This window comes from Paenibacillus sp. FSL H8-0280, from assembly GCF_045040665.1.
Lineage (GTDB): Bacteria > Bacillota > Bacilli > Paenibacillales > Paenibacillaceae > Paenibacillus > Paenibacillus xylanexedens_A.
Window position 1 is genome coordinate 5,617,037 of the sequence record NZ_CP150296.1, and the last position, 20,963, is coordinate 5,637,999.

Here is a 20,963-nt window from a genome sequence, read left to right on the forward strand (position 1 = left end):
ATCTTCAAAAGAATGATCAAGGGCCAACTGAACTGATTACGTATACAAAACAACTTAAAAGTTAACTATTCCTATGAGTTTGGTTTGTTTTAATTTCACAAATCTTATCACTGCCCCGTAAAAGGGTCAACAGCGTGACTAATAGATTTTTTCTATATGAACATTGAAGATGTAAATAAGACCATTTACATCCCAAGAGAGCTATAACTTATGAACGTTCCGGCTGCTGTACAAATGCGATCTTGCATCATGCAGCAGCCGGAACGGCTTGCTCCAAAGGTATATATCAACTCCCGTTAGACTGCTGCCGCTTCGTCCGCTCGTGCCAGAAGTTCAGCCAGCTTCTCCAGATCAGGTTCCAGCAAGGCTTCAAACTTGCCGTCCCCTCCCACTTCAATGACAGGTACATGCCGAATGCCATATTTTGCTTCAAGCACATCACGCAGCACGTCATTGCCCTGCACTTCAATGTTCTCAAAAGGCTGGTTTCGCTCTGTCAGAAATGCTTTCACTTCCCCGCAGAAATGACAGCCTGTTTTGCTCCACAGCACGACTTTTTTGGTTGATGATGACATCGACATACCTCCTGATTGGTTTTAAGATCAAGGTCTGGGTGATTAACTATGAACGCCCTAGACCTTCAATTCCCATCTGTTAAATAAGAATTATGGCTCTAAATGTACTCCCGTGCCCTTCCTGCGTCAATGGATCTGCTAATAGAATAAACCTATAACCAAATAGAAAGATTAAATTATAAATTTGAAAGATGAAGCATTTTAGAGAAATGAATCGCTTTCACTAGTCTAGCTACCAACTCATATGTAATATTCGGATGCGGAATGAATCAGAGCGATTACACAGGGTACCGCTACATTTTCCATTCCGCATCATGCTGCTGATTCGCATAAACAGATCGCCTGACATTACAGATCGGGGTTCAAGAGCTGAGGTGGGGCGATAATGGGCCAGCCTTCTTCCATCGAATTCAGTTGGTCCGCAGACACGCTGATAATATGCCCAGAATGTACACCCCAACGTTCTGCCGCATAGACCGAAACAAATCGTCTCCGCTTGTCTCCGCTGATCTGATATCGAATCTCGGGTGCGTCCACTGCGGCAACAATACTTCCTTCTGCCCAGCCATGGTGAGAACCATGAACCGCTGTCGTATGCACCTGTTGTGATTCCCTCGGCCATCCATGCACGTCCCCCGCTGATATCAGTGCTTCTCCGGCAGGAATGGCGAGCAGGTCCGGTTTGGCAACCTGAACAGGAGATATTCCACGCGGTACAGGGATGTTCAACTTACGCCGCCGACCGCCGGTTAAAGTATAGACATCTCCTTTGGCATCGGACAGGAACGAACCTTCCGGGTAGAAGTCATAACTGTGTCTGAACTGTAATGCTGGATCTTGGCTACCCTGCGTTGAGATTCGCTGACGCGGATCCATTGGGTTTGTGTCACCCTCCTCTTGTTGACCGGATGGGGTACCAGAGGTTTGTTGTCTAGCCAAGCGGCAGGTTTCGGCAACCAGCGCATGGGGATCTCCCCACTTTTGGCTATAAAATTGCTCGTTATCCTTATTCACTACAGCAAAGTCTTGCTCACCCAAGGCTTTCATACTGACACTTCCGAAGTGGTGGATAAAAGCATCCCCGGCTACCGCAAGCTGGTATCCTGCCAGCTTCACCCGAATGATCCAGTCATCATCTTCGAAATTGCCCACCGCGTACCCTTCGTCCAGATAACCTACCCGTTCCAGCAGCTCCCGTGAGAACAACCAGCAGAACCCGACCAGACGATCGGTTATTCGATGTTTATCTGCATCCGGACGATTATGTGTGGCGGCAAAAGACCACATCTCTTCTACCTCACGGTACGGAACCTCAATCTGCTGATCCCCACCAATATAGTTGGTCACCGGACCCACCACACCAACCTTCGGATCACTGGCAAGACAAGTCATCATGTTATCCAGCCAACCTGGAGTAACGAGCGTATCGTTGTTCAGCACGATGATATGTCGTCCTCTCGCCATCATCAGCCCATGATTGACACCTCCGGCAAACCCCCGGTTCTGATCCAGGGCAGCAACTCTCACCATGCCGCCTTTGCGGCGCATGGCCTCGGCAGTTCCATCCTTGGAGGCATTATCCACGACAATGATTTCGTAGGGAGCAGGCGTATGCTTTTCGATACTGGACACACATTGCAGCACATACTCCCGCTGATTGTACGTGGGGATAATGATGCTAACTCCTTCAAAAACAAGACCAAACGAGCTCTGTCCCTGGCGGACACCTTCGTTGTACCCTCTGGTATACCCCTGTTTGTAGAGCCTGGCGCCTTTCGCTGTGCGCCTGCTTTTGCCTTTACGTCTGGATTTCCGTATTGAGCGACGACCTGCTGCATGCAGGACTGCCATGTCAGATCGCGAGACATCGTGTTGTGTGGCACGGCGGGCCGCTTTTTTTTCGCTGCTTATGCTACCATTCCTGTTGTTTTCACTGCGGCTGTTGTCACTGTGAGTGCTGATATTTGGAATGATATTCAGATGACTGTAACCCTTTCGACGGACAACGTTTCGAGCATTAACCTTGTTGTTACGACCATGACGTTCTTCCCCGCGCTGTTGATCGGGTGTGTTCATGTTGCTCCCTCCATTTCCACTTGTCCGTGAGGCTAACACGCACATGACCAGCCCCCGGACGGTCCACTAGAGTTGAAGCTCTCCTGTTACCAGTTTGTCAGCCAAATGTCCAAAATCCAGAGCGACCTTGCCGAGTTCACCTGCAATTCGCCGACACAGAATGACCGCCGGAATTCCCGCCGCCACCAACGCGATATCAAAAGCATGTTCTGCGGTTTGCTGCATCACCCTCGGTATATCCATAACTCCTGCCACAGAACCAATGATGCCTGTGACATGAATCCCCCGGTTATGCAGCAGTGCCGCAAGCTCTGGTGCCTGGCTACCTATGAGCAGAACCCGCCGTCCTTGCAGCAAGGGCAACACCAGGCCGGACTGATGCAGACTGTAATTGATCGTGGAACTGGTCAATTTCAGCCGGGACCAGTCGATCCCGAAGTAGCGCAATACCGGGAATAACAGCCCCTGGAATGTCGGCGCCCGCGAGATCGGCACGCCAACCCAGTCGGCGGCCTGTATGGCTTCCGCAAGCATCGCGCGGATGTCTGGCGTTGAGCTTGGCACCCCTGCATAGGGCAGAAACGGTGCCAGCTCCTGCACTTCCTGGCCTGGCAGCACCGTATCGGCTGCCAGCGTGAGCAGTTCGCCATCTCCGAGGCGAACGACAGACAAGGGGCGCTGCGCATCCAGCGCCGCCGTGATGTGTCCAGCCATCTCATGAGGGCTGGACAGCCGGGCCAGGCTGGGCGCATATTGGCGGAATCCCGCCGCGATCAGATCTGCCGCCGCCACGGCAGGCAGAATGTGATCCGGCGGGATGTGCTGCGCCACCAGCGCCTCCCCGCCGGCGAATACGCCGTCGCGGTAGCCCTCGGCGTAGCCGCCGGGCACGGCCTCCGCCTGCACTGCGTGCTCCGCGGGCGGAGACGGCAAGCCCTTCGCGCTGCCCGCCTTCGCGCCGGCAGCGCCTCCACGCCCCGCGGGGGCGACACCCTTCGGGTGTGTCGCCTGGCGCGGGGCGGGGCCAGCACCGCTGGCAGGCATCGCCTGTGGCGTGCTGGCTTGCGGTGCTGGCATGGGCGCACGGCGCATCGCCGTGCGCTGCTTGGCGCGGGCAGCGGCACGCCGGCCTCGCGCTGATGCCGGCCTGCGCCCAGCAGTGGCCCGGCGCAGGCCGGCTTTGCCTTTGCCGGTGCGGCTGGCTCTTGCCGCTCTGCTCGCACTCGCAGAGCCAGCTTTGCCTGCTCTGCCAACAACACTGCCTGTGCTGCTCGCTTTCCTTGCAGCAGCCTTATGCGCTGCGCCTGCAGATGTACCCGCTTTGGTCAGGGTACTACGTTTCCCTGACTTCACACCTCTGACTCCAGCAGACCCTGTACCTGCTGCTGTCGGAGTGCCACTGCCCATAAATACGGCCGGGTGGATGCCCCGGGGCTTACCCGACACGGAGGCCCTAGCGGGCCCGGTGCGTGTCACTACTCTCACGCCATTCCCTCCTTTGGCATGCACGAGGATTGTCGCTGCGCAAAGCGCCGGAGCATCCTTCCAGCTCCGGCGCAGAGTGTTCTGCTCCCATGGGGCACCGCACAGCGGCAGCATCAGTCGCATATATTTTAGGGCAATTGTCCTTTCATACGGACAGCTGCTTCCTGGAGCGATTCAAATGTACCTGCATCACTCCAGTATTTCTGCAAAATGTCGTATTCCAGTCCTCCAGCAGACGCGTAGTGATTATTCACATCCGTAATTTCAAGTTCTCCGCGCGCAGACGGCGCAATGTTGCGAATCAGGTTAAATACATGATCGTCATACATGTATATGCCCGTCACACAATAAGAGGTTTTCGGCTGGCTTGGCTTCTCCTCAATGTACGAGATTCGCTCTGGATGCTTTGGATCAAAAACAGGCACCCCGTAACGTCGTGCATCATCCACCTCTTTGAGCAGAACTCGCGCTGTACCAGCAGGTTGCTGCATGTAACGGTCCACATAAGGCTTCAGATCATCGCTGAAGAGATTATCACCGAGAAGCACTACAAATTTTTCGCCAGGAAGAATAAAGGAAGTCGCCAGATCCAACGCTTCCGCAATCCCGCCTGCCTTTTCCTGAATGCGATAAGTCAACTTCACACCATGATCTGCTCCGCCACCAAGATACTCTGTATATAACCCGGCGGAATGTTTGTTGATCACAATCAATAGTTCATCAATGCCTGCCTGGCGGAGCCTGTCGATGCCATACATAATCATCGGATGTTTACCGACTGGAAGCAGATGTTTGTTAATGAGCCGGGTCAGCGGATACAGTCTAGTTCCTGTTCCGCCGGCAAGAATTACACCTTTCATTCCACGTTCCCTCCTTCATCGGATATGTCCATATATTCAAGCGGATCGACATGCCATTTGTTCATAAAAATCGAACGATTACGCTCAAGCAGCTGCTTCCACGCTACCGGATCTGTCTTCTGGAAGCTGGCACTTCCCTGATGATGCACGAGAACATCTCCACATACCAGCAGACGATATCCCTGCAATCTTGCTCTATAACAATAATCGTCATCCTCATAGTGTCCCGGAGAATATGCCTCGTCTAGCAGTCCAACCGATTCCACGACATCTCGTTTCATCAGCATGCACAGACCGACGATCCGGCGCACTTCTCTCCACCTTGAAGAATCTGCAATATTATTGGAATTGGCCAACTCCTGAAAATGTTCCATATCCCGAAACGCCAGTTCAATCTGCTGGATGCCGCTTGCATAATTCGTAACAGGACCCGTGATCCCAATACTTGCGTCACTGTACAGAGCTGTTCGAAGGTTCTCCAGCCAACGGGGCGTGACCGTAACATCATTGTTCAACAGCAACAGCTCATCCCCGCAAGCTGCACGAAGTCCAGCGTTACACGCTGCCGGAAACCCCCGATTGTCCGGGAACCTTACAAATCGAATTCGCTCCAGCGCACAATATTCAGCCGTTCCATCCGTCGAACCGTTATCTACCACGATAATTTCATATGACGCAGGATCGCCCGAGTATTGACGTATGGCATCGATGCAGGGCCTGATCAGATCCAGCCCATTGTAAGTTGGGATAATCATACTCGTCAGTGTCATTAGGCGTTCCTCCTGTAAGCCACTTCTACACGGGAGAGTGTATGTGCCTGGGCTGGATTCCAACCTGTACCCAGCAATGTAGCCAGTGCCTCCAGATGATCTCCGATAATCAATCTGGCGACATCATTCCCACTTCCCGTGTTACCAGGACGCAACCGATTGGAACGAATAACATCCACCTGACTTGGTGCCGAGACGTTCATTCCATGCTGAATAGCTAGACTTTGTGCCTTAGGTGGAACGGCCAGTGATGCTGGCTTCACCATCTGAATCATACGACGAGATAATGCATGAGGCACGGCTGTCATGGAATTGGAACCAAGATCTGCCCTGCCTAATGTTCGGTTCAGATATGCTTTGATCCGGCTTACCTCATCCTGCCCTGCAAACGCAGGAAGCAAAGACGTCAGATTATTCAACGCCACATCCTGTCCCCGATCAACCGCGAACAGAAAGGGTGCAAGCTGTTCAGCCGAGACGACCATATCTCCATCCACAAAAAGTACCGTCTCCGCATCCGTCATCTTGGCTCCAAGTGCCCGGCCCACATCATGTCCTGCCCGATCCGGTTCATAGATTACTGTAAGTCCCGGCTGCCTTAGTACCTGTTTCAAACTGTCATCTGTCGTTCCATTCAGTACCACAATAATATCCGTCAGAGGTAACCGCTTTAGTTGCAATAACACCTGCCCCAGTGTGTGTTCTTCATTACAGGCACAGACAATGGCAGCAGCCGAATGACGAAGAGGTAGTGGCACGATCTGGAATGAATGTCCCGAGGCCTGAGCATAACCCTGCATAAATGTCTTACCTGCTCTCAGGGCTAGCTCGAAATTGCTTAGCTCCGCAACGTTCGCCGCGTGTGCATTCCATACGAGACGTGCATGTTCTTCTGATACTGTGTTGTTCGCCTTTGCCTCGCTTCCTGCAACTTGCCCCGCTTTCCACATCAAGTGCAGATCTACTTGGCCAGACTTTGCTCGGCTTTTTCTTTTTTTTTGAATATCTACATGTTTCTTGTTCCTATGACGCTTGTTCATTACTGTTCTTCCTGCTGTCGTTTGTCTACTTGTTGTCCGCCTGCGGCGGACAACCCCTGAACGTCCCTTCATTTCCTCACCTCCAGCATGCTGCATCATCCGATGCGACATGCTTACCTCGCCAGGTTGCGAACACGTTGCAGATCGGTATAACCTCCGCGGGGACCGAGCGTATCCGTAATCCACTTGATTGCTGCCATATGATCATTCAGTACCACTTGACTTAGCGGATCAGGTCCGCTTCGCTTCTTGATTCGTACTGCATTCATTCTACCCACAGGTACGTGATGAACAGCGCGTACCCGAAGTCCGCCGATCACTGCCTTGGCTTGTGCGAGTGGCGGAACTTCAAGTGAGGATATTCCCATGACCTCAAGTCCTTTTCGGCTTATTGCATGTGGAATAGCTGTCATGGATGCCCCCCGGAGATCGGATCTTGCGAGTATGCTGTTCAACATGTGTTTGGCCTCCACTACCGGATGAACGGGATGATGAGTGACCGGCCCATGGTAGTCGTTAAGCGCCACATCCGTTCCCTTCAGCACAGCCTTCACGTAAGGTGCAAGGTGCTCTGCGGGAATTGCGATATCTGCATCAGTAAATAGCAACACCTGACCGCGCGCCTCCGCTGCGCCTACTTTTCGTCCTCCATCATGCCCCAGCGCTTCGGCATACGTGAGCACTCGTGCTCCAGCCCGTTTGGCTGCGTTAGCCGTACCGTCTGTTGAACCATTCACAACGACAAGCACTTCAGCATCACGGCATATCCGCAGCGCTTCACGTACAACTGCACCAATCCTTTTCTCCTCATTCATAGCAGGGATAATGACCGAGAGCATCGGTCGCTGAGAAACATCCCTGTGTGAAGGAGCATCACTCATGCCATTTTCCGCTCCATTCTCTACTCCATCCTTAGCCTGTGACATCAGCTGTTTGGATGAAATAACGAACGTATAGGCCTTTGTACCCTTTTTGTGTCCAGACTTCCATCTTCGTTTCTTCAGCACTGTTTTTCTTCGTGTCACATTGGATCGGGTTGCATAACGTGCTGTGGTACGGGTTTTGCGCAACAGTTTCACCTCCCGCATTCGATCATCGGCATGCCAAGGGAGTACACGTTATTCTATGTATTCGTGGAGCAGTGGAAACGGCGTTTGTCCTTGCACGAAGCAGGTTCTCCCTGTGAACACGAGGGTACAGGCCTTGCTTTTAGACAAAATACGTCAAATTATGTGAAAAACGCTACCTCTCCCCTACTTCAGACACAATTTTAACAAAAATCTAAATTTGTATCTTTTCCAAAGTTTTACATTGTGATAATATACGTTCCAAGCAGTTTTATTTACAAAAATAACCTTGTGGTGAACGTAAGTTCCCCTATATTTTTTTAATCAATTTATTGACCTTAGGTTGATTAGATTATGACCTCATTCACAGAACCTGTTAAGCAGATACATTTTACTCTTGAGAGGAGTGATGCCGTTCAGAACACACTGCTTTTGTCATTTACGCAAACCCGGATTGAACACCCCAGTTTTCCGTGAACGTATCTTCTACCTGCGCAATTGGACAACCCCCGGCTTTCTGAAAGAGGAACACAATAGACGATTAAACCTTCGGGTTGAACTGAATAAACGGTTATCCTTTTTGTTTGGTGTCGTGCTTAACACTTCCCGAGCTAAAGGCCAAGCCGATTTTGTTCCAATCGTTTCTTGTCTCATTCCACGCTTCAGGTTCAGCCCCACGCTCCGCGCTGCCCAAGTTGCAGACGGAATTCCAACCGAGATTGGCATGATAATTTCCAACAAAAAAATAATTTAAGAATGGGAGAGTTTACTATGAAATTCGCCAAAGTTATGCCAACAATTCTTGGAGGAGCTCTTTTGCTCGCTTCCGTATCCTCTGCTACTGCAGCTCCAGTGTCTGATCAATCCATTCCACTGCAGGCCCCTTATGCCTCTGAGGAGGGTATTCCATTGAACAGTGGAACAGATGACACTATCTTTAATTATCTTGGACAGCAGGAACAATTCCTGAATTCCGATGTGAAATCCCAGCTCAAAATTGTTAAAAGAAACACAGATACATCTGGCGTAAGACACTTCCGCCTGAAACAGTATATTAAAGGTATTCCGGTTTATGGTGCAGAACAGACGGTCCACCTGGACAAAACCGGAGCCGTGAGCTCCGCACTTGGCGATCTTCCACCGATTGAAGAGCAGGCCATTCCGAATGATGGTGTAGCCGAGATCAGCGGAGAAGACGCGATCCAGATTGCAACCGAAGAAGCAACCTCCCGGATTGGAGAGCTTGGCGCCGCGGAAATCACACCTCAAGCTGAATTGAACATCTATCATCATGAAGAAGATGGTCAGACGTATCTGGTTTACATTACGGAAGTAAACGTACTGGAACCTGCCCCTCTACGGACCAAATATTTCATTAACGCAGTGGATGGCAGTATCGTATCCCAGTTTGACCTCATTAATTTTGCCACCGGAACAGGTACAGGTGTGCTTGGTGATACCAAAACCCTGACAACCACCCAATCCGGCAGCACCTTCCAACTGAAAGACACCACTCGTGGCAATGGCATCCAAACGTACACGGCGAACAATGGCTCCTCACTGCCTGGTAGCTTGCTCACAGATTCGGATAATGTATGGACTGATCGTGCAGGTGTAGATGCTCACGCTCATGCGGCTGCTACGTATGATTTCTACAAAAACAAATTCAACCGTAACGGTATTAATGGTAACGGATTGTTGATCAGATCAACCGTGCACTACGGCTCCAATTACAATAACGCCTTCTGGAACGGGGCACAGATTGTCTTTGGTGACGGAGATGGAACAACGTTCCGATCCCTGTCTGGTGATCTGGATGTTGTGGGTCATGAATTGACGCATGGTGTTATTGAATATACAGCCAATCTGGAATATCGCAATGAACCAGGTGCACTCAATGAAGCCTTTGCCGATATTTTCGGTAATACGATCCAAAGCAAAAACTGGCTGCTTGGTGATGATATCTACACACCTAACGTTCCAGGAGATGCCCTACGCTCCCTCTCCAACCCTACATTGTATGGTCAACCTGACAAATACAGCGATCGCTACACAGGCACACAGGACAACGGCGGTGTCCATATCAACAGTGGTATCATCAATAAAGCCTATTTCCTTGCTGCTCAAGGCGGAACACATAATGGTGTGACTGTTACCGGAATCGGTCGGGATAAAGCGATCCAGATTTTCTACAGCACACTGGTGAACTACCTGACACCAACGTCCAAATTTGCCGCTGCCAAAACAGCTACCATTCAAGCAGCCAAAGATCTGTACGGAGCAACTTCCGCTGAAGCTACTGCTATTACCAAAGCGTATCAAGCTGTAGGCCTGTAAAATCTTATTTTATTGTAGTTGAACTTATAATGTACTTATCATAATGGTAACAAAACGTTCAGACACCCCTCACCGTCCGAACGGATCAAGCTGATATCAATCAAAAGCGGTGTCCCGGACAACTCTGGACACCGCTTTTGTCATTTGTGTATTACGGATACAATCCTGCACTATCCTTGCGAAGGTCCCGCAGCAATCCATGACAACAACCCGTACGTATGCTTGCAATCTGCCGTACGTGACACTTCAAGTACCGCTTCATCCTCACTCTGCGACAGCAGGGAAATCTGGAATCCCCGATCATTACTCATGCCCACAATCACATAATGTTCTGAAGCAAATGATTCTTCAAAAACAACAGTTACCTCTGTGCATACTTCACTCTCTGGCAGTACAAAAGCTTCCATCCCGAATTGTTGTACAACCGGTTGTTTGCTTACGCTGCGAACGGGTTGGAAGGCCAGATGTTTGGCCTGAACTGCACCCGATTGCAACTGGTTGCTGCCCACGGCATCGTCACACAGATGCTCCTGTGTAATCGATTGTTCACTCAACATAAACTCCGTAGTTCCAACGATCTCCTGTGACCGTTCAAGCTGTGGTTGCTGAGCCTGGTCTTCCTGATCTGCCTGCTCAGTTATGAACAAAGCTGCCGATGGTTCGCCAAGCTGATCTGTTTGGGATATCAGCTCTTGTTGTTGCTCCAGACCAGCACTCGGTATTGCCTCGACGATTACCTGCTGTGATTGCTGTACACCTTCATTTTCTGGTTGAAGCAATCCCTCTTGTCTTTTGATAGCTGCCAGTTGCTCCAGCGTTTCTCCACTGAACTGACGGATCGCATTCCATATCTCTTCGCTCAGATGCGCTGGACCCACAATCCCCGCATTCAAATGATTAGAGGTAATACTCTGCTCACTCAGTTTGCTGCCGTTCACGCTGCCATCGGCCAATTTGGCACTTGTGACGGAACCATTTTGCAGATGAACCCCGCTTACTGCTTCCTCTTCCAGATGAGTTGTGCGAATACTGCGTTCTTGAATATGATCAGCAAGAATGGTTCCATCCTGGATATGACGAGTTTGCACACTTTTGTCTGCTATGTGGATAGCCGATACCGCACCTTCAAGCAATTTATTACCGTTAACACTGCCGTCAGCCATTTTGGCACTTGTTATGGAACCATTGTGCAGGTGAATCGCACTTACCGATTCCGCTTTGAGGTGGGAGATCCCAATGCTTCGCTCTTGAATATGGTCAGCATGTATGGCTTTCTCTTGGATATGACGGGATTGTACACTTCCATTGGCAATATGGACATCCGACACCGCATCTTCAAGCAGTTTGCTGCTGCTCACACTGCCATCCGCCAGTTTGGCACTCGTTACAGATTCATTTTGCAGATGAACTGCACTTATTGCTTCCTCCTCCAGATGAGACGCACCAATGCTATGCTCCTGAATATGATCAGCAAGGATCGCTCCCGCCTGGATATGGCGAGTTTGCACACTTTCCGATGCGATATGGCTCCCCAATACAGTATCTTCGAGCAACTTGCTGCCGCTAATGCTACTGTCAGCCAATTTGGCACTTGTGACGGACCCATTTTGCAGATGAACCGCACTTACTGCTTCCTCTTCCAGATGGGCTGTGCCTATGCTTCGCTCCTGTATATGACCAGCATGAATAGCTCCTGCCTGAATATGCCCGGTTTGCACACTTTCCGATGCGATATGAATTCCGGATACCGTACCTTCGAGTATCTTGCTGCCAGTTATACTGCCATCCGCCAGTTTGGCACTCGTTACAGATCCATTTTGCAAATGAATGGCACTTACAGACTCCTCTTCCAAATGTGCTGTGCCGATGCTCCGCTCTTGAATATGATCAGCATGAATGGCTCCTGCCTGAATCTTACTGGATTGCACACTATCGTCTGCAATGTGGATATCCGATACGGCTCCTTCAAGCAACTTGCTGCCGGTTACACTGCCGTCGGCCAACTTGGTACTTGTTACAGATCCATTTTGCAGATGAATGGCACTTACTGCTTCCTGTTCCAAGTGAAGCATGCCGATGCTGTGCTCCTGAATATGGTCACCAAGGATTACTCCTGCCTGGATATGGCGGGATTGCACACTTTCAGACGCGATATGGATTCCTGACACCGCATCTTCAATCAACTTGCTGCCGGTTACACTGCCGTCGGCCAGTTTGGTACTGATGACAGACCCATTTTGCAGGTGAATCGCACTTACTGCTTCCTCCTCCAGATGGGTTGTGCCGATGCTCCGCTCCTGAATATGGTCAGCATGAATAGCCCCAGCCTGGATATGCCCGGGTTGCACACTTTCGGACGCAATATGAACCCCCGATACGGTTCCTTCAAGCAATTTGCTGCCGTTGATACTGCCATCCGCCAGTTTGGCACTTGTTACAGATCCATTTTGCAAATGAACCGCACTTACAGACTCCTCATCCAGATGAACTGAGCCAATACTGCACTCTTGAATATGATCAGCAAGAATTGCGCCTTCTTGGATATGACGGGTTTGCACACTTTCATTGGCAATGTGAGTAGCCGATACGCTTCCTGCGGCTAATTTGCTGCCATCCACACTACCAGTCGCTAGTTTGGAGCGTGTCACAGATTCATCCTGCAAAATAATCGTACTTACCGCTTCTTCTTCCAGATGAGACGTTCCGATGCTGCGTTCATGAATATGATGAGGAAGAATTTCACCATCTTGAATATGACGGGAATGTACAGCTCCTTGCTGCAGGTGAACAGCACTTGTCGACTCTGCCTGAAGATGCAAACCACTGATCAAACCTGGCTGAAGGTGAGCCGCTGTAATGGATAAAGGAGCCAGATGGTCTGTTTCGACAGATCCGGGTGCCAAGTGATGCGATGTGACCACCTGTTCAGCAATATGCTCCTCATGAATGATGTCTGGCTTCAGATGCTGTGAGCTCACTACTTGAGTCCCCAAATGGTCAGATTTCACGCTGCCTTCAGCCAGATGGACGGATTGTACAACGGATGGCTGCAAGTGCTCGCTACCTACAGCAGCCGGTTGTAGTTCTGTCCCGGATACCGAGTCTGCTGTCAAATGGTCCGCACTTATGGAGCCATGCCGAAGTTTGTTGCCGGTAATACTGCCATCAGCAAATAATTCCGGTGAGCGTATCTCTTCCGACAAATGTTCCAGTGAAACGGAATGTTGCTTCAGGTGATACCCGCGAATGGTTCCTGCTGGAATATGTTTGGCGTTAATACTCTCTGCCATAATTTTGGAAGAAGTCACGCTGCCGTCTGCCAGTTTAGCTGACGTGACAGCAAAATCTGCCAGTTTATCTGTGGCAACACTCTCTGGTGAAAGCTTGGGGGAGGTAACCGCATGATCTGTTAGATGAGGCGGAAAAATGGACCCGCCCGCCAGCTGGGCTGAAGTTACACTATCAATAGCCAATTTGTCTGTGGTGACCGCGGCCCGTGCAATCGCATCCGTTTCAACACTACCCGGCTGAAGATGAGGTACACCTACGGCATGTTCTGTCAGGTGTTCCGATTTCACTGCATAAGGTCTCAGGGCCTCGGAACCCACGCTGCCTGGAGCCAGATGTGTACCTGTGACTCCACCACTCGCAAGATGCGAGGATATAACACTTCCCGGGGCAAGCGCTCTGCTACTCACCGATGCCGTTCCAAGCTTTTCTGTTGTCACACTTCCATCCGCGAGTTTAACGTCTGTAACGGCACCATCCTGCAATTCATACGTACCCACGGCCGACTCTGCAAGATGCCGCTCACACACCACGTCGTCAGCAAGAGCGTCTCCGGACACACTTCCGGCAGATAGATGAGCTGCCTCGATGCTTCCACTTGCAATGTGAATAGAGTGAATTGCGGAATTGTCCACATGTACCGGAGTAATTCCCCGATTTGCAATGTGTTCCGCACGAATGGACCCTTTGGCAAGATGTTTACCCTGTACGGCTTCATCCGCAATTTTGGAAGAAATGACGCTCTGATCAGAGATCTTGGATGCCGTAATGGACTGCTCCAGCAATTTTGCTGTTCCAACAGACTGGTCTGCCAGTTTGCTACTGGTTACTGCACCTTCTGTCAAATGCTCACTGCCCACTTCTCCATTGCCAATCTGCTCCTTGCCAACGGAATGAGCTCGAATCTGGCTTGAACCGATTGAACCGTCCAGTAGATGTCTTCCACTTAATGAACCCTCAGCCAAATGTCTTGTTTGTATGGATCCATCCTCTATCTGGTCACTTCCAATACTGCCATTTAATAGTTGTGAACGACCGACAGACCCTTCTGCCAGATGTGTCTGTTTAACAGCACCTGCCTGAATATGGTGAGACTCGATGGAGTGTTCTTCGATTTTGCTGCCTGTGACAGCAGCTTCACGAATTTTGGTTGTAGTCACTGCATCGTCAGCCAGTTTGGAGGTATTCACAGCTCCTCCCGTGAGATGCCTTGTATCCACCCCGCTAATCGCGATCTTGTCTCCAGTTACGGCATGATTTTTGATTAATTCTTCCGTTACCAGCATGCGGCTGAGATGTCTTGTGCTGATGGAACCGTCGGCAATTTTAGCCGAATCGATGGCCTGGTTGCCAAGCTTCTGAGAAGTAATACTGCCATCTCTGATTTTCTCGCCTGCAATAGAAGCATTTCGTATTTTGTGACCAGACACAGAACCGTCAATCAGGTGCTCCTCAGATACAGACGCTTCCGCAAGTTTCGCGGAAACAATGGCCCCGTCTGCAATGTGAATGCTGGTCACCGCATAATCCTGCAATGCTTCACTGCCAACCGCATCCGGTTTCAGCTTGGAGGCATCTACAGAGAAAGGAGCCAACTTGCTCTCCGTAACAGCAAATTCACTCAAGTCGTCCGTGTAGATGTAATGTCCGGTATGACCCGGCATCTGGTTCTGGTTCAGGATCTGCAGTCGGTCCTTGTTTGTTGTTTCTTGTTTGATGATACCCACCTCTTCTTCCAGAACAAGCGGAGCCACGCTGCTAACCTGAATCTGCTTATCCGAGCTATCTTCTGTCTCGGTTTCCTTGCTATCAGACTCTACGGGTTCCGGCTTGATTTCGGCTTCGATCTCTAACTCTTCCAGCTCGTTTGTTGAAGCAGGTAGCTCCATTGAGTCGAATAGGAATTCTTCCGACTCCTGAACAGCTCTCGAATCCCTTTTATTCGTATTCAAGCGTTCTTCCCTATTCACAGTGAAACCTGAGTTCATCTTATCTGCCCGGCGATCAGTCAGTTCCAATTCCTTGTATTTCGGGCTCACATGCCGCAGTTTCGGCGTCGGAACCTTCTTTTTGCCATTTTTACTCATGCAGCTTGCTCCTTCCTCTAACGTTCGTCTCCGGCATCATATGCTTCCATCTGGGCATCTGCCACTTCATTTATGACTTTTGCGGATTCCAGAGCACGAATGTACGGGCATCAAGACAGGAAGGTTCGATAATCTTCGTGGAAATAGGCGTGTCAGGGCAGCAGAGGAAAGGCGGCTGTCCACGCCCCCGTCCCAGTCATGTCATAGGATATTATATCTAGGTCGTGTCTGAAAACTCGCTGAAGTGCATCTTTCACCGTCTTTTCGCCCCCTGCTGTGTCACTTTCCCTTGACGTGCCCCGGCACGCCTGCGGAAAACTTCCTTGCTTGGAACGAAAATTCGGCAAAACCTGCTTCCTTCAGAGTTTTAGACACGCCCTGAGCAAGCACTAGTGCTTGGCGATGCATCTTACACACCGGTCTGCGTTATCGCGATGTCTGAGCCATGCGGTGACAGGCCGGCATTCCATGAATGGACGATCCATGGTCGCGATAACATCGAAGGAGGAACGGTCATGCTCCAAGAAACGATCGGCATTATGTTCGATTCACGCATGTACCGGGGGATACCGGCCGGAAGGACCGGTCAGGAGTCACTCGCGAATTATGAACAGGCAGCGGCCAGTTATGGATTAACTCCCTGCTTTTTGAGGCTGGAAGATATCGATTCGGATCAAAAAACATGTCTTGCCTATGTAAAAAAAGAAGGCAGATATGTTCGCGAGCGCATGCCACTGCCCTCCGTCATTCATAACCGATCACTCCAGCTTCGCCGGACGGAACAACATCAGATTACCAAGCTGATGTTGCAGGGTATCCAGGTATTCAACGTTCGCAACCGGTACCGTAAAGATCACATTCATGACATGCTTCATCAGGACCTCGCCTTGCGAGAACACCTGCCCCATGCAGTTAAAGCTACGCCAGAATCTCTGGCCTATATGATGGAACAATATGATGACCTCGTCATCAAACCATGCAGCGGTAGCATCGGTCATGGTATTATGCGAGTCTTCGAGCGAGATGGACAGTGGAAACTAACCTGTGAGACAAAGGCTGCACGCAAAGGGTGGGCTACCTTCCGTTTGAGCAAAGGACAGCTTCCTTCCTCCACCCTAAGGCGGATCTTTCGCCATGCCTACCTCATTGAAGAGCGTATCCCACTGGTACGTTATGAAGGCAGGCCAGTAGATTTGCGGGTATCTGTACAACGTGGCAGCGATGGTCTTTGGGGAATAACAGGCATGTTTGCCAAAGCGGCTCCTGCCCATACGTTTGTCAGCAATATCGCCCAGGGCGGTAAAGTCATGAAGCTCGCAGAGGCCCTTGGATTAGGGGAATCTGGCTTTGACCTGGCTCGACTGGAATACAGAATCGGACTCGTTGCACTTCGAATTGCCCAGAACCTGGCCGCCAGTCTGCCACATCTGGCTGATCTGGGTCTTGATCTCGGGATAACGCGCAGCGGCCAGATCTATTTTATTGAATGCAATGGACGGGATCAGCGTTACGGTTTTCGTAAGGCGGGAATGTCGGAACACTGGAAGGCAACGTACAGCAAACCGATGGCTTATGGGCGTCTGCTGCTGGAACAGAATTCGAGAATTCCGAGACAACCGCAGACATACGATAGGAGACTATATTGATTTCGTGTGCATTCTGTGTCAATATTATGCAGAACGGCCGGTCTTACCGGCCTTGAAGTTCGCATTAACCCTAAGGGGGATATTCATGGCAAAAACGCTGTTGCGATTAATGACCGAGCTTTCTTCGCGCAAATGGATCTCCCGGACTGTGGGAGCCTTCTCCAAAAGCCGGGGAAGTAAGGCATTTATCCCTTATTTTGTCCGGACCTACGACATCCCTGTTCAGGAGGCCGAGAAAGACTGGAAGGAATACCGTTCACTGAACGATTTCTTTACCCGCAAATTAAAGCCGGGCATGCGCCCGTTGGAACTTTCAGAGCATGCACTGATCAGCCCGGTAGATGCCAAGATTACGGCAGCCGGTCCAATATCTGCAGGGACACTCCTGAATGTTAAGGGACAAAATTATACACTTGCTGAATTATTAAATCATTCTCCCCATCTGGAGAAGTACAAGCACGGGTACGGGTTCGTCCTCTATCTCAGCCCTCGCGACTATCACCGCATTCATGCACCTGTCAGCGGCCGCAAAATAGAGAGCGAACACATCAAAGGCAAAGTTTATCCCGTGAATGACTTTGGCCTGACCCATATGAGATCCGTGCTTAGTCGTAACGAACGGCTCATTACGTATATCGCACATGATTACGGTGAAGTGGCGGTTGTCAAAGTAGGTGCGATGAACGTGAGTAGCATACAATATGCTGATACGGACACAAGTACCTGGGCACAAGGCGATGATCTGGCCTATTTTGAATTCGGTTCCACCGTTGTTCTGCTGACGCAGAGTGGCACATTCGAACCAAACCCGGGCTTACAGCCAGGCGATTCGGTCAAAATGGGCGCATTGCTTGGTCGTTTGAAACCGAAGAACTAATGAGTCCATACGCAAATAAAGAGGATGGCGCAGCACCTGTAACCAGGTATTGCGCCATCCTCTTTATGAATTCATATTCATCCATATATACATGCAATACGAAGCTTCGCTCCGTCGTTATTGGTCTGCTGAGTTCTCCTCAAAACCACACATCTTGCAAGTCCTCTGCCGGTTTGAAGCGACGCAGACGGTTCCGGAAAATATTGCATCCCTTCGTAGAGCATCCCCGGTTGCGGACCCGACGTTTTCCGTTCATCACAAGTTCCCCCTTTTGGTCATCTGGAATGCTAGATAATTACCCTTGCATTCCAGACTTGAAACGGTGTCCTGTTTTTCTCATCAGAATTTCATCGAATCTCGGACGGGCTTTTGCCGGTATATTGCTTGAACTGACGACTGAAGAAGAAAATATCCCGGTAACCCAGAGCATCCGCCACTTCGGTCACATTCATGCCGGTATGCACCAGCAGATGTTCCGCCCGTTCAATACGCATGCGGATAATATAAGATTGCACCGATGATCCTACCAGTTCCTTGAACTTGATCGAGAAGTATCGGGGCGATAAGCCAGCCCGCGCAGCCAGATCTTCCACCCGATGTGTAATCCCGGGATGCTGACGCACATAATTGGCGACCTCCTGGATCACATCGGATAACTGGTTGCTTACCTTTTTCTCCACAGGTTCTTCCGTATCGGCGCGCAGCAAATGGATCATCAATTGTTTCAGAATCAATCGGCTCTCTTCATCACGTCCGTACACATCCGATAAAAACAGTCTTACATAACGTGCCAGCAAGTGCTCAAACTCGACCGTTTCCTGTACCTCGCGATAGGACTGAGGAACGTCAGTAACAGGCACGTCCACATCAAAGTGAATATACGTAAGTACCAACGGTTTTTGCTTATTATGTGTTGCAGTAGGATGATCTCCTGGCCTGAACAAAAAACAACTACCCTTGCCAACTTCATACGACTGGTCATTCAGTACAAGCGTTCCTTCACCACTCCATACATAAAATAAATCATAGTTTTGCATCGGTTTTTCCCGTTTCTGCCACTTCCAGCCCGGTTCACAGACAATTTTGGCGACAGCGGGCAAAATAACAAATGATGACGGCGATGCCTGCAGCATGTCGCCACTCCCCCTTGATAGTTAATCTCTATGCATATGGCATCATTCTGATCTGAACCTCACTTCTTCAATCCAGGCCATATGTATTTCAGTATCTTGCATGATTAAATACAACTTGCTCATATATAATCTCTGCTCCTACAGGAGCGAAATGTCTTATCCCATTATACAGCGGAATTCACCGAAACGAAAATGTGCACTTCTCCCAGGCTAGCCGCATTCGCCGGATTCCCTCTGTCATCTCTTCTTTCTCCAGATGTGCAAAAGCAAAACAGGCCGCCGGATGACCTGAAGTCAGCCGATATCGCTCTGCATCACGGAACAATATGCCATCCTCCTGAGCAAGCTTTTTAAATCGCTGATAACTGTCCACATCGCCATTCCAGGTAGCGTAGATATGAAGTCCTGCATCACCAAGCTGCATTGTGAATGCTTCCGGCAACTGTAGTTCCATCTCGCGGACAAAAAAATCATGCCGTTCCCCGTATAACCGGGTTAACCGCCGTAAGTGCCTCAGGTAACCTCCTCTGGTCATAAATTTTGCCAGTGCGCGCTGCTCTAACAGCGCCGGAGGTACCGGTTCATACAGCGCCTTGGCGGCAAGGAGAGGTTCTACCAGGCCAGGTGGCAGTACGGCATAGCCAAGTCGGAACGAAGCAACCATCGTTTGTGAGAATGAACCGACATAGATGACGCGTTGTTCACGATCAAGCACTTTGAGGGGTTCAATTGGTCTTCCACCCCATCGGAATTCACTGTCATAATCATCTTCAATGATGACCGCATTCCGCTTTGAGGCCCACGCAAGCAAGGCACGTCTTCTGTCCAACCCCAGCACGGCCCCTGTTGGAAACTGCCGGGTAGGGGTGACAAATAACGTCTGTGCCTCCCAAGGCTGAGGAATAATGCCTGCGTCATCTACCTCTGCCGGGATGATATGCCCACCACAGGACTTAACGGCATGGGCAATGCCCGGATACCCCGGGTTCTCCAATACAACCGCTGCCCCCTCTGCGATCAACAGCTGGGATAGAAGGGTGATGCCTTGCATTGAACCGCTGAACAATACAATCTGAGATGGTTCAGCCTGGATACCACGTGTCCATCTGAGATGGGAGGCGATGGCCTCACGCAGCTCCGGGTCACCGGCTACACCGCTCGATTCTCGCCAACCACTGCGATGAACCGCTGCGAGTGCACTCTTCCACTCCCCTAACGGGAAATGTTCTGCAGGCATGCGCTGCATTTGAAAATTAATGACGGACGGCTTCGGTGAAGACATCTGAGTCCGCAGGACTTCATGTTGCGTATTCAACATCTGTACTCGTTCGCCCCAGGGAGACAGCTTGAGAACGGCTTCCTGTTTTTCATTTTCCTGAGTGGATAATGTTTCGGTGACAAATGTACCTCTTCCCCGATGAGCATGGACATAACCATCCGCAAGCAGCATGTCGTATACCTGAGCTACCGAACCACGTGACATCTCATATTGTTTTGCCAACTCACGTGTGGAAGGAAGCCGCGTGCCCCCCACCAATGTGCCTGCATGAATAGCATCACGTAACGCATGGTACAATGCCTCATACTTGTATCGATGCTGAAGTTCATAGGTATCCATCGGCAGCCACAATTCCATCATGCACCTCTCTTCATTGGCCTTCATTGGTCTTCATTTATGTTCCCTGACAAATTGGCCTACTAAAGTGAATGTAAATTGGATCT

At 50.3% G+C, this 20,963-nt stretch carries 13 protein-coding genes; 3 read left to right on the forward strand and 10 right to left on the reverse strand.

Annotated elements, in window-relative coordinates; genetic code table 11:
- Positions 1-296: 296 nt before the first annotated feature.
- From MHI12_RS24495 to MHI12_RS24525, 7 genes are all read right to left on the reverse strand, one after another.
- Positions 297-575: a glutaredoxin family protein gene (locus tag MHI12_RS24495; RefSeq protein WP_036605813.1), complete on the reverse strand. Its 279-nt coding sequence runs from the start codon at positions 573-575 to the stop codon at positions 297-299.
- Between the two features lie 348 nt (positions 576-923).
- Positions 924-2,651: a glycosyltransferase family 2 protein gene (locus MHI12_RS24500; RefSeq protein ID WP_405170588.1), complete on the reverse strand. Its 1,728-nt coding sequence runs from the start codon at positions 2,649-2,651 to the stop codon at positions 924-926.
- 66 nt (positions 2,652-2,717) lie between these two features.
- Complete coding sequence (locus MHI12_RS24505) at positions 2,718-4,259, reverse strand: GT-D fold domain-containing glycosyltransferase (RefSeq protein ID WP_405170589.1); 1,542 nt, start codon at positions 4,257-4,259, stop codon at positions 2,718-2,720.
- 5 nt (positions 4,260-4,264) lie between these two features.
- Positions 4,265-4,996, reverse strand: coding sequence for a sugar phosphate nucleotidyltransferase (locus MHI12_RS24510; RefSeq protein WP_036605812.1), 732 nt, complete (start codon positions 4,994-4,996; stop codon positions 4,265-4,267).
- Complete coding sequence (locus MHI12_RS24515) at positions 4,993-5,766, reverse strand: glycosyltransferase family 2 protein (RefSeq protein ID WP_127547059.1); 774 nt, start codon at positions 5,764-5,766, stop codon at positions 4,993-4,995. Before MHI12_RS24515 ends, MHI12_RS24510 begins: the two co-directional genes overlap by 4 nt.
- Positions 5,766-6,878 (reverse strand): glycosyltransferase family A protein, encoded by a 1,113-nt coding sequence (locus MHI12_RS24520; protein ID WP_405170590.1) that lies wholly within the window; start codon positions 6,876-6,878, stop codon positions 5,766-5,768. The genes MHI12_RS24515 and MHI12_RS24520 overlap by 1 nt, the downstream gene beginning before the upstream one ends.
- 41 nt (positions 6,879-6,919) lie before the next feature.
- A complete protein-coding gene (locus MHI12_RS24525; protein ID WP_341008770.1) occupies positions 6,920-7,876 on the reverse strand; it encodes a glycosyltransferase in 957 nt (318 codons plus the stop codon).
- A gap of 768 nt (positions 7,877-8,644) precedes the next feature.
- Here MHI12_RS24525 and MHI12_RS24530 point away from each other — a divergent pair.
- Complete coding sequence (locus tag MHI12_RS24530; RefSeq protein ID WP_405170591.1) at positions 8,645-10,210, forward strand: M4 family metallopeptidase; 1,566 nt, start codon at positions 8,645-8,647, stop codon at positions 10,208-10,210.
- A gap of 170 nt (positions 10,211-10,380) precedes the next feature.
- On the opposite strand, the gene MHI12_RS24535 is transcribed toward MHI12_RS24530, so the two are convergent.
- Positions 10,381-15,585 carry a WIAG-tail domain gene (locus MHI12_RS24535; RefSeq protein ID WP_405170592.1) on the reverse strand — a complete coding sequence of 1,735 codons (5,205 nt, stop codon included), beginning with the start codon at positions 15,583-15,585 and terminating at the stop codon, positions 10,381-10,383.
- Between the two features lie 515 nt (positions 15,586-16,100).
- Between MHI12_RS24535 and MHI12_RS24540 the strand changes: the two genes are divergently transcribed.
- The gene (locus MHI12_RS24540; protein WP_341008774.1) at positions 16,101-17,231 is read left to right on the forward strand and encodes a YheC/YheD family protein; all 1,131 of its coding nucleotides are present in this window, start codon (positions 16,101-16,103) and stop codon (positions 17,229-17,231) included.
- Between the two features lie 85 nt (positions 17,232-17,316).
- A complete protein-coding gene (gene asd, locus MHI12_RS24545) occupies positions 17,317-18,108 on the forward strand; it encodes an archaetidylserine decarboxylase (protein WP_047841263.1) in 792 nt (263 codons plus the stop codon).
- A 347-nt stretch (positions 18,109-18,455) separates the two neighbouring features.
- Here the strand turns inward: asd and MHI12_RS24550 are convergent, their stop codons facing one another.
- Complete coding sequence (locus MHI12_RS24550) at positions 18,456-19,241, reverse strand: AraC family transcriptional regulator (RefSeq protein WP_278298407.1); 786 nt, start codon at positions 19,239-19,241, stop codon at positions 18,456-18,458.
- 178 nt (positions 19,242-19,419) lie between these two features.
- Positions 19,420-20,880 carry a PLP-dependent aminotransferase family protein gene (locus tag MHI12_RS24555; RefSeq protein WP_405170593.1) on the reverse strand — a complete coding sequence of 487 codons (1,461 nt, stop codon included), beginning with the start codon at positions 20,878-20,880 and terminating at the stop codon, positions 19,420-19,422.
- Between the last annotated feature and the right edge of the window lie 83 nt (positions 20,881-20,963).

Coding starts and splice junctions, on each gene's coding strand:
- MHI12_RS24495 (WP_036605813.1), bottom strand. CDS start 575: ATGTCATCATCAACCAAAAAAGTCGTGCTGTGGAGCAAAACAGGCTGT.
- MHI12_RS24500 (WP_405170588.1), bottom strand. CDS start 2,651: ATGAACACACCCGATCAACAGCGCGGGGAAGAACGTCATGGTCGTAAC.
- MHI12_RS24505 (WP_405170589.1), bottom strand. CDS start 4,259: ATGCGACTGATGCTGCCGCTGTGCGGTGCCCCATGGGAGCAGAACACT.
- MHI12_RS24510 (WP_036605812.1), bottom strand. CDS start 4,996: ATGAAAGGTGTAATTCTTGCCGGCGGAACAGGAACTAGACTGTATCCG.
- MHI12_RS24515 (WP_127547059.1), bottom strand. CDS start 5,766: ATGACACTGACGAGTATGATTATCCCAACTTACAATGGGCTGGATCTG.
- MHI12_RS24520 (WP_405170590.1), bottom strand. CDS start 6,878: ATGAAGGGACGTTCAGGGGTTGTCCGCCGCAGGCGGACAACAAGTAGA.
- MHI12_RS24530 (WP_405170591.1), top strand. CDS start 8,645: ATGAAATTCGCCAAAGTTATGCCAACAATTCTTGGAGGAGCTCTTTTG.
- MHI12_RS24535 (WP_405170592.1), bottom strand. CDS start 15,585: ATGAGTAAAAATGGCAAAAAGAAGGTTCCGACGCCGAAACTGCGGCAT.
- MHI12_RS24540 (WP_341008774.1), top strand. CDS start 16,101: ATGCTCCAAGAAACGATCGGCATTATGTTCGATTCACGCATGTACCGG.
- asd (WP_047841263.1), top strand. CDS start 17,317: ATGGCAAAAACGCTGTTGCGATTAATGACCGAGCTTTCTTCGCGCAAA.
- MHI12_RS24550 (WP_278298407.1), bottom strand. CDS start 19,241: ATGCTGCAGGCATCGCCGTCATCATTTGTTATTTTGCCCGCTGTCGCC.
- MHI12_RS24555 (WP_405170593.1), bottom strand. CDS start 20,880: ATGATGGAATTGTGGCTGCCGATGGATACCTATGAACTTCAGCATCGA.